8 protein-coding genes and 3 pseudogenes are annotated in these 11,428 nt (G+C 61.9%); 10 read left to right on the top strand and 1 reads right to left on the bottom strand.

Annotated features, from left to right (window positions below):
* Position 1: 1 nt before the first annotated feature.
* From ABOC21_RS17895 to ABOC21_RS17935, 9 genes and pseudogenes are all read left to right on the top strand, one after another.
* Positions 2-1,546: a sugar ABC transporter ATP-binding protein gene (locus ABOC21_RS17895; protein WP_426812740.1), complete on the top strand. Its 1,545-nt coding sequence runs from the start codon at positions 2-4 to the stop codon at positions 1,544-1,546.
* A 17-nt stretch (positions 1,547-1,563) separates the two neighbouring features.
* Positions 1,564-2,631: an ABC transporter permease gene (locus ABOC21_RS17900; RefSeq protein WP_426812741.1), complete on the top strand. Its 1,068-nt coding sequence runs from the start codon at positions 1,564-1,566 to the stop codon at positions 2,629-2,631.
* A gap of 47 nt (positions 2,632-2,678) precedes the next feature.
* Positions 2,679-3,476, top strand: coding sequence for an SDR family oxidoreductase (locus ABOC21_RS17905; protein WP_426812742.1), 798 nt, complete (start codon positions 2,679-2,681; stop codon positions 3,474-3,476).
* Between the two features lie 115 nt (positions 3,477-3,591).
* On the top strand, positions 3,592-4,377 hold the full coding sequence (locus ABOC21_RS17910; RefSeq protein WP_426812743.1) for an SDR family oxidoreductase: 786 nt from the start codon (positions 3,592-3,594) through the stop codon (positions 4,375-4,377).
* A gap of 67 nt (positions 4,378-4,444) precedes the next feature.
* Positions 4,445-5,999: pseudogene (locus ABOC21_RS17915) on the top strand (ABC transporter substrate-binding protein).
* A 92-nt stretch (positions 6,000-6,091) separates the two neighbouring features.
* Positions 6,092-7,141 carry an ABC transporter permease gene (locus tag ABOC21_RS17920; protein ID WP_426812744.1) on the top strand — a complete coding sequence of 350 codons (1,050 nt, stop codon included), beginning with the start codon at positions 6,092-6,094 and terminating at the stop codon, positions 7,139-7,141.
* On the top strand, positions 7,141-7,536 hold the full coding sequence (locus ABOC21_RS17925) for a hypothetical protein (protein ID WP_426812745.1): 396 nt from the start codon (positions 7,141-7,143) through the stop codon (positions 7,534-7,536). The genes ABOC21_RS17920 and ABOC21_RS17925 overlap by 1 nt, the downstream gene beginning before the upstream one ends.
* Positions 7,529-8,366 (top strand): annotated as a pseudogene (locus ABOC21_RS17930) (ABC transporter ATP-binding protein). Before ABOC21_RS17925 ends, ABOC21_RS17930 begins: the two are co-directional and overlap by 8 nt.
* Positions 8,353-9,057 (top strand): ABC transporter ATP-binding protein, encoded by a 705-nt coding sequence (locus ABOC21_RS17935; RefSeq protein ID WP_426812746.1) that lies wholly within the window; start codon positions 8,353-8,355, stop codon positions 9,055-9,057. The pseudogene ABOC21_RS17930 and the gene ABOC21_RS17935 overlap by 14 nt, the downstream one beginning before the upstream one ends.
* Positions 9,058-9,123: 66 nt before the next feature.
* Here the strand turns inward: ABOC21_RS17935 and ABOC21_RS17940 are convergent.
* Positions 9,124-10,462 (bottom strand): annotated as a pseudogene (locus ABOC21_RS17940) (aspartate aminotransferase family protein).
* Between the two features lie 180 nt (positions 10,463-10,642).
* On the opposite strand from ABOC21_RS17940, the gene ABOC21_RS17945 reads away from it, so the two are divergent.
* The gene (locus ABOC21_RS17945; protein WP_426812747.1) at positions 10,643-11,407 is read left to right on the top strand and encodes an SDR family NAD(P)-dependent oxidoreductase; all 765 of its coding nucleotides are present in this window, start codon (positions 10,643-10,645) and stop codon (positions 11,405-11,407) included.
* The last annotated feature ends 21 nt before the right edge of the window (positions 11,408-11,428 follow it).

Genomic DNA, 11,428 nt, shown 5'->3' on the forward strand with positions numbered 1-11,428 from the left:
GATGCCGTCGCAATCCCTCGTCGCTCCCCAACCAGTCGAATCTGAAGTTATTATCGAAACGCGCGCCCTGTCCCGCGTTTATCCGGGCGTTATTGCCTTAGATAACGTTAATTACCGGGTATATCGAAATAAAGTAAACGTTCTGATCGGAGAAAATGGTGCGGGTAAATCCACCATGATGAAAATGCTTGCCGGTGTCGAAACGCCCTCCTCCGGACAGATTATTCTCGACGGTGCCGAAGTGTCATTAAGCTCAACTCACCAGGCCGAAAGCCAGGGAATTAGCATTATTTTCCAGGAGCTCAATTTATTCCCCAATATGAACGTCATGGATAATATTTTCATGGCGAACGAATTTTTCCAGAAAGGCCGGATTAACGAAAAATATCAGTACGAACTGGCGAAATCGCTGCTGGAAAGGCTCGAACTTAATGTCGACCCCTACACCCCGCTGGGCGAGCTGGGGATCGGCCATCAGCAGCTGGTGGAGATCGCCCGCGCGCTCTCAAAGGACACCCGGGTGCTGATCATGGATGAGCCCACGTCGGCGCTCAGCCAGTCGGAAGTTAAGGTCCTGTTTAACGTTATTGAGCAGCTAAAACGACGCGGCGTCACCATCATTTATATCTCCCATCGCCTGGAAGAGCTGATGGAGATTGGCGACCACATCACGATTTTCCGCGACGGCCGCTTTATCAGCGAACGTACCGTTAGCGAGGCCAGCATTCCCTGGATCATTGAGCAGATGGTCGGGGATAAGAAAAAGCACTTCGACTATCAGCCGGCGCCGCAGGGCGAAGCGGTGCTTGCCGTGGAGGGCCTGACCGCGCTGCATCACAGCGGCGGCTACAAGCTTAATGACGTGACCTTCACGCTGAATAAAGGCGAAGTCATCGGCATCTATGGCCTGCTGGGCGCCGGGCGCACCGAACTGTTTAAGGGGCTGATCGGCCTGATGACCTGCCAGACCGGTAGCGTCCATCTTAACGGAGAAAATATCGCTAAAGCTCCGTTTCAAACCCGGCTAAAAAAGGGGCTGGCGCTGGTACCGGAAGACCGCCAGGGCGAAGGCGTGGTGCAGATGATGTCCATTCAATCCAATATGACGCTCTCTGACTTTAGCCTGCAGGGCTTTCGCCGGGCGTGGAAATGGCTGAATCCGCATAAAGAGAACGCCAGCGTGAAGGAGATGATCCGCCAGCTCGCCATCAAGGTCAGCGATCCCGAGCTGCCTATTACCTCCCTGAGCGGCGGCAACCAGCAGAAGGTTGTGCTGGGTAAAGCGCTGATGACGCAGCCGCAGGTGGTACTTCTCGATGAGCCCACCCGCGGGATTGACGTCGGCGCCAAAACGGACGTCTATCACCTGATTGGCAAAATGGCGCATCAGGGGCTGGCCGTCATGTTCTCCTCCTCGGAGCTGGACGAAGTGATGGCCCTGGCCGATCGCATTCTGGTGATGGCCGATGGCCGTATTACCGCCGATTTACCGCGCCATGCGGTTACCCGCGAAAAGCTTATCGCGGCTTCAACACCCCAAGATTAATCAGGCTGGAAACCATCATGAACCAGAAATATATGATTTATATGTACCTGCTGAAGGCCAGAACGTTTATCGCTCTGCTGCTGGTCATTGCATTCTTCAGCGTGATGGTACCGAATTTCCTGACCGCTTCTAACCTGCTGATTATGACCCAGCACGTGGCGATCACCGGCCTGCTGGCCATTGGGATGACGCTGGTGATCCTCACCGGCGGTATCGACCTCTCGGTCGGGGCCGTCGCCGGGATCTGCGGCATGGTCGCCGGGGCGCTGTTGACCAACGGGCTGCCCCTGTGGAACGGCAGCATTATTTTCTTCAACGTGCCCGAAGTGATCCTCTGCGTGGCCATTTTTGGCATCCTGATCGGCTTTATTAACGGCGCCGTGATCACCCGCTTTGGCGTGGCGCCCTTTATCTGCACGCTCGGCATGATGTACGTCGCCAGGGGCTCTGCGCTGCTGTTCAACGACGGCAGCACCTACCCTAACCTCAACGGTATGGAAGCGCTGGGGAATACCGGCTTCTCAATCCTCGGTTCCGGTACCGTGCTCGGCATTTACCTGCCCATCTGGCTGATGATCGCCTTCCTCGTGCTCGGCTACTGGCTGACGACCAAAACGCCCCTCGGTCGCTACATCTACGCGATCGGCGGCAACGAATCCGCCGCCCGCCTCGCCGGGGTGCCTATCGTGAAGGCGAAGATCTTCGTCTACGCCTTCTCCGGCCTCTGCGCGGCATTCGTTGGGCTGATCGTCGCATCCCAGCTGCAAACCGCCCACCCGATGACCGGCAATATGTTTGAAATGGACGCCATCGGCGCCACCGTGCTCGGCGGCACGGCGCTGGCGGGCGGCCGGGGTCGGGTCACCGGCTCTATTATTGGCGCCTTCGTTATCGTATTCCTCGCCGACGGCATGGTCATGATGGGGGTCAGCGATTTCTGGCAGATGGTCATAAAAGGCGTGGTGATTGTGACCGCCGTCGTCGTTGACCAGTTCCAGCAAAAGCTGCAGAACAAAGTCATCCTGATGCGTCGTCACGAAGAGAAGCAGGCCGACGCGCTGCCCGGCGGCGCCGCCTCCAGCTAACATTGCGCCGGGCGTCGCCCGCCCGGCCTCGCTAAAGGGAAAATAATATGAACAGAAATTTTCACAACAAAACGATTGTTATTACCGGAGCCTGTCGCGGTATTGGCGCGGGAATCGCCGAGCGCTTTGCGCGCGATGGCGCCAGGCTGGTGATGGTCTCTAACGCCGACCGCGTTCATGAAACCGCGGAAACCCTGCGCCAGCGCTACCAGGCGGACATTTTGTCACTGGTGGTCGACGTGACCAACGAAGCCCAGGTTCAGTCTCTTTATGAACAGGCCGCCGCGCGCTTTGGCACCATTGACGTCTCCATTCAAAATGCCGGGGTGATCACTATCGACTACTTCGATCGTATGCCAAAGGCTGATTTTGAGAAGGTGCTGGCGGTGAACACCACCGGCGTCTGGCTGTGCTGCCGCGAAGCGGCTAAGTACATGGTCAAGCAAAACCACGGCAGCCTGATTAATACCTCCTCCGGTCAGGGCCGTCAGGGCTTTATCTATACCCCGCACTACGCCGCCAGCAAGATGGGCGTTATCGGGATTACCCAAAGCCTGGCCCATGAGCTGGCGCCGTGGAATATCACCGTCAACGCCTTCTGCCCCGGGATTATCGAGAGCGAAATGTGGGACTACAACGACCGCGTGTGGGGGGAAATCCTCAGCAGCGATCGCAAACGCTACGCCAAAGGCGAGCTGATGGCCGAGTGGGTTGAAGGTATTCCGATGAAGCGCGCGGGGAAACCGGAGGATGTCGCCGGGCTGGTGGCGTTTCTCGCCTCCGACGACGCGCGCTACCTCACCGGACAAACGATTAACATCGACGGCGGCCTGATTATGTCCTGATGCCCACAGGGGATTGTCGGGCAGCGCCGTTACGCGATGGTTCACAACGGATAGCCCGGAAAGCGCGCACTGCGCCGCTCCGGGCAACGGGATATTCATTAAAAGAGTAATTACTATGATCGCCAAAGATTTTGCTCAGCAGCTGTTTAATCTGCAGGGACGCGTCGCCTTCGTCACCGGCGCGGGCAGCGGGATCGGTCAGACCATTGCTTACGCGCTTGCCAGCGCGGGCGCGCGGGTCCTGTGCTTCGATCTGCGGGAAGACGGCGGGCTCACCGAGACCGTGAATAACATCGAAGCCATCGGCGGCCAGGCCTGCCTGTACACCGGGGACGTGCGCCAGCTCGGCGATCTCCGCGCCGCCGTCGCGCTGGCGAAAAGCCGCTTCGGCCGCCTCGATATCGCCGTTAACGCCGCCGGTATCGCCAACGCCAACCCGGCGCTGGAGATGGAGACCGAACAGTGGCAACGGGTGATTGATATCAACCTCACCGGGGTGTGGAACTCCTGTAAAGCCGAGGCGGAGATGATGCTGGAATCCGGCGGCGGCTCGATCATTAATATCGCCTCCATGTCCGGCATTATCGTTAACCGCGGCCTTGAGCAGGCGCACTACAACAGCTCTAAAGCGGGCGTCATCCACCTGTCAAAAAGCCTGGCGATGGAGTGGGTCGATAAAGGGATCCGCGTCAACTCCATCAGTCCCGGCTATACCGCCACGCCGATGAACACCCGCCCGGAAATGGTCCACCAGACCCGCGAGTTCGAAAGCCAGACGCCGATTCAGCGGATGGCGAGAGTTGAGGAGATGGCGGGCCCGGCGCTATTCCTCGCCAGCGACGCCGCGTCATTCTGCACCGGCGTCGACCTGGTGGTCGATGGCGGATTTATCTGCTGGTAAACAGCGCCTCCCCCTCCGTCCTGTTCAGGAGGGGGACATCGCTGACCTGAACTCCTCCAGCCGCTTTATCTGCCGCCCCTGGGCATCAAAATTGTCCGCCGCCAGCCACGCCCGCAGCGCCGCCTACCACCCTGGTCGTTGCCCAGGGCCTCGACGACATCGTCAGCCTCGACCCGGCGGAAGCCAACGAACTCTCCAGCATCCAGACGGTCCCAAGCCTCTACCAGCGTCTGGTGCAGCCGGACCGCGACAACCCTGAAAAAATCACCCCTATTCTGGCAGAGAGCTGGCAGGCGGACCCGGCGGCGAAAACGCTGACCATTAAGCTCAAGCCCGAGGCGAAGTTCGCCTCCGGTAACCCGGTACGTCCGGAAGATGTTATTTTCTCCTACACCCGCGCGGTGACCCTGAATAAATCACCGGCCTTTATCCTCAACGTCCTCGGCTGGCAGGCGGACAACATTGCCGGCCAGCTGAAAAAGGTCGATGACCACACGCTGACGCTGCACTGGACCGCCGAGGTGAGCCCGGCGGTGGCGCTGAATATTCTCTCCACGCCTATCGCCTCTATCGTCGATGAGAAGCTGGTGGCGCCGAATGCCAAAGATAACGATTTCGGCAACGGCTGGCTGAAGATGCACTCGGCGGGCAGCGGGGCCTTTAAAATGCGCGGTTACCAGCCGCATCAGGCCATCGTGCTGGAGGCTAACGACAGCTCGCCCACCGGCGCGCCGAAGCTGAAAAGCATCATCATCAAAAACGTTCCCGATCCGGCCTCCCGCCGCCTGCTGATCCAGCAGGGCGACGCCGACGTGGCCCGCGATCTGGGCGCCGACCAGATTGCCGCCCTGCAGGGCAAGCCCGGCGTGAAGGTGCTGAGCATCCCGTCGGCGGAACAAAACTATCTGGCGTTTAACACCGGCAACGCCGCCAACCCGCTGCTGAAAAACCCGGCGCTGTGGGAGGCCGCGCGCTGGCTGGTGGATTACGACGGCATCACGAAGGACCTGCTCAAAGGCCAGTATTTCGTCCATCAGAGCTTCCTGCCGGTCGGTCTGCCGGGGGCGCTGGACAACAATCCGTTTAAATTCGACCCGGCGAAAGCCAAAGCGATCCTCGCCAAAGCCGGAATTAAAGACGCCCACTTCACCCTTGATGTCGAAAACAAACCGCCGTTTATCACTATCGCCCAGTCCATGCAGGCCAGCTTCGCCCAGGGCGGCGTGAAGATCGACCTGCTGCCGGCGGCCGGTAGCCAGGTGTACGCCCGGGTGCGGGCGAAACAGCATCAGGCGGCGATTCGGCTGTGGATCCCCGACTACTTCGACGCCCACTCCAACGCCAGCGCCTTTGCTTACAACGACGGTAAGTCGAGCACCGTGGCCGGTCTTAACGGCTGGCAAATCCCGGAGCTGAATAAAGCCACCCTCGCGGCGGTGGCCGAGCCGGATGCCGTCAAACGCCTCGGACTCTATAAACAGATGCAGGAGGAGCTGCAGCGCAGCTCGCCGTACGTGTTTGTCGATCAGGGGAAAACGCAGATCGTGGTCCGCGACAACGTCAAGGGCTATCAGCAGGGGCTGAACGCTGATATGGTCTGGTACGATCGGGTCAGCAAATAGCGGTGCTGTAGCTACCCGGAGGCGGGGTTACGCCGCGCTCCGGGGAGTTTATCCGCAACGGCCACACGACACTCTTTATCTACGGAATAACCATGTCTGCTGCTTCACCCACCGGAGCGGAGCGGCGCGTAAAGCGCCCTCTGCTCGCGCTATTTCAGGGGCTTCTCACCCTGGCGCTGACTCTGCTCGGCCTGCTGCTGGTGACCTTCGCGCTCTCGGCGCTGTCGCCGGTTGACCGGGTTCTGCAAATCGTCGGCGACCACGCCAGCCAGTCCACCTACGATCAGGTACGCCATCAGCTCGGCCTTGACCGGCCGCTGCCGGTGCAGTTCTGGCACTATCTCACCCGGCTCGCCCACGGCGATCTCGGCACCGCCAGCGCCACCGGCCAGCCGGTGCTTCACGACCTGCTCTCCACCTTCCCGGCAACGCTCGAACTGGCGACGCTGGCGCTGATTATTGGCGCCCTGCTTGGCGTCATTGCCGGCGTGCTCTGCGCCCGCTACGTCGGCTCGCCGTGGGACCTGGCGGTACGCACCTTTACCCTGCTCGGCAACTCGGTGCCGATTTTTTGGCTCGGCCTGCTGATGCTGGCGCTGTTCTACGCCAGGCTGCAGTGGACGCCGGGTCCGGGGCGGCTGGACGATATCTATCAGTACAGCGTCGAGCCGCGCACCGGGTTTGCGCTGATTGACACCTGGCTTTCTGGCGATAAAGAGGCGTTTAAAAATGCCGTCGGCCACCTGCTGCTGCCGGTGCTGCTGCTGGCCTACTACTCGCTGGCCAGCATCACCCGCCTGACGCGATCCGCTTGCCTGAGCGAGATGAACAAAGAGTACATCCTGCTGGCGCGCGCCAAAGGGGCCGGCGAAATGACGATCCTGGTGCGCCACGTGCTGCCCAATATTCGCGGCACCCTGCTGACGGTGATCGCGCTGGCCTGGACCGCCATGCTGGAAGGCGCGGTGCTCACCGAAACCGTCTTCTCATGGCCGGGAATCGGCCGCTATCTGACCACCGCGCTGTTTGCCGGCGACACCACGGCGATCATGGGCGGCACGCTGCTGATTGGCGTCAGCTTCGTCCTGATTAATAACCTCACCGACCTGCTGGTGCGGTTAACCGACCCGAGGGTACGCTGATGCCAACCTGGCTGTTTTTGCGCCGCCTGTGCCGCTCCCCCGCCGCCTTCTGCGGGCTGGTGATTATTCTGCTGCTGGTGCTGGTGGCGCTGTTCGCGCCGTGGCTGGCGCCGCTGGATCCCAACTGGCAGGATGCCGCCGCCCGCCTGCAGGGGCCGGGAGCCCGGCACTGGCTCGGCACCGATAGCTACGGCCGCGACCTGCTTTCGCGCCTGATCTATGGCGCCCGCCCGCCGATGGCGGAATGGGGGGCGATGATCGCCGATGGAATGCAGGTGATTTTCGATCAGTGGTGGATTGCCGCCGCGCCCGGGGCGGCGATCCTGATCGCCAGCCTGGCGTTTAACCTGCTGGGCGACGGCCTGCGCGACGTACTGGAGCCGCAACATGACTGATATCCGACTCAACGTCCAGGGGCTCTCCATTGATTACCCCGGCGCCCGGGTGGTGAACGATTTAAGCTTTACGCTCGGCAACGAACGCCTGGCGCTGGTGGGCGAATCGGGTTCCGGGAAATCGATGACCGCCCGCGCCCTGATGGGGCTGGTGCGCAGGCCGGGGGTGGTCAGCGCCGGCGCGCTCAACGTGCTGGGCCGCGACGCGCTAACCCTCAACAACCGCGGCTGGCGCGCGCTGCGCGGCAACGATATGGCGATGGTGCTGCAGGACCCGCGCTATGCGCTAAATCCGGTGCTCAGCATCCAGGCGCAGGCTGGAGGAGGCGCTAACGCTGCACCAGCGTCTGAACCGCCGCCAGCGGCTGGAGGCGGTAAAGGCCGCCGTTGCCGCCGTGGGCCTAGATTTACCGGTGCTCGGCCGCTATCCAGGGGAACTCTCCGGCGGCATGGGCCAGCGGGTGATGATCGCCCTGGCGCTGCTCAACAACCCGCAGGTGCTGATTGCCGATGAGCCCACCTCGGCCCTCGACGCCCGCCTGCGCAGCCAGATCCTCGAACTGCTGGTCGAACAGTGCGAGCAGCGGCAGATGGCGATGCTGCTGATCAGCCACGACCTGCCGCTGGTGGCCGAACACTGCCATCGGGTGCTGGTGATGTATCGGGGATCGCAGGTCGACGGGATGGCGGCGCGCGATCTGCCGGCGGCCGGCCACCCCTATACCCGCACGCTGTGGACCTGCCGTCCCGACGCGCGGACCTACGGCCGGATGCTGCCGACCCTCGACAGAAATCAATCCTTTACGGAGGCGGCGCATGACGATCGTTAATCTCGCGGGGTTACGGGTTACTTTCGCCGCTAAAACGGCGGTTTCTGCCGCCAGCTTCAGCGTTGACGCCGGGGAGACCTTCAGCCTGATCGGCGCTTCCGGCTGCGGAAAATCGACCATTTTGCGGGTACTCGCCGGCCTGCAGCGCGACTGGAGCGGCGACGTGGCGCTGTTCGGCAAGGCCATTGCGCCGGGCGTGCGCTTTCAGGGCCAGCTGCGGCGCAACGTGCAGATGGTGTTTCAGGACCCGTACGCCTCGCTGCATCCAAACCATACCCTGTGGCGCACCCTCGCCGAGGCGCTGAAAATTCATGGCATCAGCGATATTGCGCAGCGGGTTACCACCGCCCTGGAGCAGGTAGGGCTGCCCGCCGACGCCGCGCGCCGCTATCCGCACCAGCTTTCCGGCGGCCAGCGCCAGCGAGTGGCGATTGCCCGCGCGCTGCTGCTGCGCCCGCAGATTCTGCTGCTGGATGAGCCGACGTCGGCGCTGGATATGTCGGTACAGGCGGAGATCCTCAACCTGCTGAACCGGCTGAAGCAGGAGCACGGTATGACCTACCTGCTGGTCAGTCACGACGCCGATGTGGTGGCCCATATGTCGGACCGGGCGGCGTTTATGGCTGAAGGGGCGATCCAGCGCTTCTTCGATCGCGAAGCGCTGGTCAACGGCGAGCATCGGATGAGCTGAGGCTGTCGATCCGCAGACCGCTCCCGGCGTAAATGCCCTGGCCGGGAGGTGGCCGCGGCGCGTGTTCTACTGCGCCAGATCGGCAAAGCGGGCGAACACCGCGTCAAAAATAGCCAGCCCTTTGGCGACCTGCTCGGCGCTGATGGTGCACGGCGGCACCACGTGAATGCGGTTTTCCACCACGAAGGCCAGCAGGCCGGCCTCGGTCAATGCACCCTTGATCGCCGCCATATCGGAGGCCGCCAGCGGCGTTTTCCGCGCGCGGCTGCTGACCAGCTCCAGCGCCTGGAACAGCCCGCGCCCGCGCACCTCGCCGATAATAGCGTGCTTTTGCGCCAGCGCCTCCAGCCCCTGACGCAGCACGCCGTTGCCAATCGTCGCCGCGTTTTCGACGATCTTTTCCTCTTTCATCGCGTCGATAGTGGCCACAATGGCCGCCATCGCCAGCGGGTGGCCGGAGTAGGTCAGGCCGCCGGCGAAGAAGTGGTCGTCAAAGTGACGGGCGATCGGCTCGCTAATCAGCACCCCACCCGCAGGCGCGTAGCCGGCGTTAACCCCTTTGGCGAAGGTCACCAGATCCGGCACAACGCCATCCTGCTCAAAGGCGAACCAGCTGCCGGTACGGCCAAAGCCGGCCATCACCTCATCAAGGATCAGCACGATGCCGAACTCGTCGGCCAGCGCCCGCACGCCCTGCATATAGCCATCCGGCGGCACGAGGATCCCGGCGGTGCCCGGAATGGACTCCAGCAGGATCGCGGCGATAGCGCCAGGGCCTTCGCACTCGATCATTCTGCGCAGGTGCGCCAGCGCGCGCCGGCACTCCTCCTCTTCGCTGACGGCATTAAATTCGCTGCGGTAGAGGTACGGGTTGAAGAAGTGAACGTGGCCGCGCGAATACTCGTTCGGCACCCGGCGCCAGTCGCCGGTGGCGGCAATCGCGCTGCCGGTATTGCCGTGATAGGAGCGGTAGGCGGAGAGAACCTTATCGCGCCCGGTATACAGCCGCGCCATGCGGATCGCATTTTCGTTGGCGTCCGCGCCGGCGTTGGTGAAGAACACCTTGCTAAAGCCCTCCGGCGCCAGCTCGACGATGCGCTTCGCCGCTTCGCCGCGGGCGAGGTTGGCGGTAGCCGGCGCGATGGTCACCAGCTCCTCCAGCCTGCGCCTTCATCGCCGCCAGCACCCGGGGATGCTGATAGCCGATATTGACGTTGACCAGCTGGCTGCTGAAATCAAGGTACGTTTTACCTGCGTAATCCCACAGCTCGCAGCCTTTGGCTCCGGCAATCACCAGCGGGTTTAAATTGCCCTGCATCGACCATGAGTGAAATACATAAGCGCGATCCAGTTGGCGTACGTCATCGTTGCTTACCGATACATCGTCTTGTAGTGCCAGCTTCATACCCTGCCCCTCTGATGGCGTTGTTGTTGTCCCTATCATTGGGCGCATTGCCGAAAAAGGGATAGAGCCAGTGCGCGGCAGGCGATGTGACACGGTGTCACAACGTCGCATGACGACTGGCCCTGTGCGCGCCCGTCGCCGGTTTTTATAGTGGATGAACCAGGCACACAGGAGAATGAAATGACGACCAACAACGTGGTATTTATTACCGGGGCAACCTCGGGTTTTGGCGAAGCGGCGGCGCAGGTGTTTGCCGAGGCGGGCTGGTCGCTGGTGCTCAGCGGCCGCCGTCTGGCGCGGCTGGAGAAGCTGAAGGATGCGCTGAGCCAAAAGGTGCCGGTGCATATTATCGAGCTCGACGTGCGCGACGGCTACGCGGTGGAGGCGGCGGTGGCCGCGCTGCCGGCGGCCTTCGCCGATATCAAAACCTTGATAAACAACGCCGGGCTGGCGCTGGCGCCGCAGCCGGCGCAAAAGGTTGACCTGCAGGACTGGAAAACGATGATCGATACCAACGTTACCGGGCTGGTCACCGTCACCCATGCGCTGCTGCCGACGCTGATTAAGCACGGCGCCGGGGCCTCGATTATCAACATCGGCTCGATCGCCGGCCAGTGGCCCTATCCGGGCAGCCACGTCTACGGCGCGAGCAAAGCGTTCGTCAAGCAGTTCAGCTACAACCTGCGCTGCGACCTGCTGGGGACCGGGGTGCGGGTCACCGACCTCGCGCCGGGGATCGCCGAGACCGAATTCACCCTGGTACGCACCAAAGGCGACCAGGCGGCATCCGATAACCTCTATCGCGGCACCACGCCGCTGAGCGCGCAGGATATTGCCGGGCAGATGTTCTACATCGCCACCCTGCCGGATCATATGAATATCAACCGCGTGGAGGTGATGCCGGTGCGTCAGGCCTGGCAGCCGTTCGCCATCGATCGCGATTAAAACAGCGTATTGAGAAAGCCC

The sequence above is a fragment of the Klebsiella sp. WOUb02 genome (assembly GCF_050058015.1).
Lineage (GTDB): Bacteria > Pseudomonadota > Gammaproteobacteria > Enterobacterales > Enterobacteriaceae > Klebsiella.